At 64.8% G+C, this 2,341-nt stretch carries 1 protein-coding gene; it reads left to right on the top strand.

The window, feature by feature from the left end; all coding sequences use genetic code 11:
- Nucleotides 1–283 precede the first annotated feature (283 nt).
- The gene (locus EB835_RS20065) at nt 284–2,218 is read left to right on the top strand and encodes an aconitate hydratase (protein ID WP_135811180.1); all 1,935 of its coding nucleotides are present in this window, start codon (nt 284–286) and stop codon (nt 2,216–2,218) included.
- The last annotated feature ends 123 nt before the right edge of the window (nt 2,219–2,341 follow it).

Genomic DNA, 2,341 nt, shown 5'->3' with positions numbered 1-2,341 from the left:
AACGATCCTCATCACGACTTGGCGGTCTTGCCCCGATGGAGTATCGGACCAAGACCGCCAAGGATGGTGAGCATGTCTATCAACTATGCTGACCCAAGCAGTCCAACTTTCCGGGACCAGTCCACGCGGGGTTGCTGAGCCCCCGTCAGGTAGTTCTGGGGCGCGCGTTCCCGGTCGTGGGAGATGACGGCGCTTGAGAACCCTCGAGTCGAGGACTAGCGTGGATTGACCACTCGAAGCCGTGTGGTTTCGGTGGATCCCTGACTGCCGAAGGAGGCGGACAATGGCTGAGAACGTTGCTCAGAAGCTCATCCGATCGCATCTCGAGTCCGGGGAGCTCGCTCCCGGAAACGAACTCGGGATCCGGATCGACCAGACACTCACCCAGGATGCGACGGGCACCCTGGTCATGCTCGAGCTCGAGGCGCTCGGACTCGACAGGATCCGTACGGATCTGTCTGTGCAGTACGTCGATCACAATCTGCTGCAGACCGATGAGAAGAACCCGGAGGACCACGAGTTCCTCCGCTCGGCCGCACAGCGCTTCGGCCTGTGGTTCTCGCCCGCGGGCAACGGCGTCTCCCACCCCGTCCACCAATCGCGGTTCGGCAAACCCGGGGCGACTCTCATCGGTTCGGACTCGCACACCTGCGCCGCCGGTGCTCTGGGGATGCTCGCCATCGGAGTCGGCGGCCTCGAGATCGCCATGGCCATGGCCGGCGAGCCCCTGTTCATCAGCGCGCCGCAGATCATGGGCGTCGAACTCACTGGCACCTTGCCCGATTGGGTCTCGGCCAAGGATGTCGTCCTTGAGATGCTGCGCCGCCACGGCGTCAAGGGCGGAGCAGGCAAGATCATCGAATACCACGGCGACGGGCTGAAGAACCTCACCGCCATGGATCGTCACGTGATCGCGAACATGGGCGCCGAACTCGGAGCCACCGCCACAGTCTTCCCCGCCGACGACGCCGTCCGCGACTACCTCGAAGCCGTTGATCGCAGCGCGGACTTCACCCGCCTCGAAGCCGACGAGGGTGCCGAATACGATCTCACCGACAGCATCGACCTCTCCCAGCTCGAACCGCTCATCGCCGCACCCTCCTCCCCGGGCAATGTCACTCCGGTACGTGAAGTCGCCGGTGACGATGTGTTCCAAGTCGTCGTCGGGTCCTCGGCGAACCCGGGTCTGCGGGATTTCGCCGTCGTCGCCGAGACACTAGCCGACCGCCAGATCCATCCGCAGATCTCACTCGACATCAACCCCACCTCCCGTGAGGTCCTCGCCGATCTCATCTCCGGCGGGTGGCTGAGTTCGCTGGTGGGCTCCGGGGCCAGGATCCACCAGTCCGGCTGCATGGGCTGCATCGGCATGGGCCAGGCGCCGGCGGTCGGGCGCAACAGTCTGCGCACCATGCCGCGAAACTTCCCCGGTCGCTCCGGCACCGATGAGGACTCCGTATGGCTGTGCTCGCCGGAGACCGCGGCGGCGGCTGCTCTGACCGGGAAGATCACCGACCCCAGGGACCTCGACATGGACTATCCGCAGGTCCGGTTGCCGGAGAAGTTCTCCGCGAACCGGAAGATGCTCGTCCCGCCGCTCGAACCCGAGGAGGCGCGGACGGTAGAGCTCGTCAAGGGGGCGAACATCTCGACCCTGCCGAGCTTCGACCCGCTGCCCGACGACATCGACTTGGAAGTTCTGCTCAAGGTCGGCGACAACGTGTCCACCGACGAGATCATGCCCGCCGGTTCCCGCGTCCTGCCGTACCGATCGAACATCCCGAAGATCGCCGAGTTCGTCTACATCCAGGTCGACGACACCTACGCTGCGCGGGCGGCAGAGCGCGACGGCGGTCATGCGATCGTCGGCGGGGAGAACTACGGTCAGGGGTCCTCACGTGAGCACGCGGTCATCGCTCCCCGCTACCTCGGCCTCCGCGTGGTGGTGGCGAAGTCGTTGGCGCGCATCCACTGGCAGAACCTCGCGAACTTCGGCGTCCTCGCCCTTGAGTTCACGGACGAAGCCGACTATGAGGCACTGTCCCAGGGTGATGTACTCGAGTTTCGCGGTCTGCGCGATGAGCTCGGTGAGGGGGCGACCATCACCGCCGAGGCGGCCGGACGGAAGTTCGAATTCCGCCATGGCCTTTCGCCCCGTCAAATCGAGATGGTCCTCGCCGGCGGTCGCATCGCCCAACGCGCCGCCCAACAGAACTGACCCCAATTTGCTACCTGACGGCGGCTGTGCAACCTTGCGCTGTGAGTATTGACAGTGGCTGGTCTGGGACTGGCTGGCAGAGTAGGTGTTGGCCTCTCCATCCCGTGATCGTGACTCCACCTT

Source organism: Brevibacterium sp. S22 (assembly GCF_004745485.1).
Lineage (GTDB): Bacteria > Actinomycetota > Actinomycetes > Actinomycetales > Brevibacteriaceae > Brevibacterium.
This window is presented reverse-complemented; position numbering and strand designations above follow the sequence as displayed.